Genomic DNA, 373 nt, shown 5'->3' on the forward strand with positions numbered 1-373 from the left:
ACCTGTCGCTGGATGGGCGGCGGGTGGAGGGATACCTGGCGATCGGCAGCGGCAGGTGGGCGCATGTGCGGGACGGCCAAGTGAGGGATCACGGGAACATCGCGGACGCCTGCGATTATCATCTGGTGCCGTTCGTTGGCAATGCGGTGCTTGAAGCCACGGAGAACGGGACTAAACGAATCATCGTCAGGGTGACGATGCAGCATGCGTCCAGGTACGGCTATATCGCTCAAATCCTGAACGATATGGCCGCCAATCGCCCCGTCCGGATTTATCGTGACGAAGGGGATCCGGTTTGCGCGGCATGCGGAAGCGCGCTCGTCCCGGGTACGCGGGTGTGTCCCAGATGCATGAGCAAGGCAGCTGCATTCAA

Annotated in this window: 1 pseudogene; it reads left to right on the forward strand. The window is 61.4% G+C overall.

The annotated features are described in order from the left end of the window. A pseudogene (locus tag ACPV3A_RS37850) lies at window positions 1-373 on the forward strand (ABC transporter ATP-binding protein); the annotation flags it as partial.

It is taken from the genome of Paenibacillus sp. Dod16, from assembly GCF_049893405.1.
Lineage (GTDB): Bacteria > Bacillota > Bacilli > Paenibacillales > Paenibacillaceae > Paenibacillus_AQ.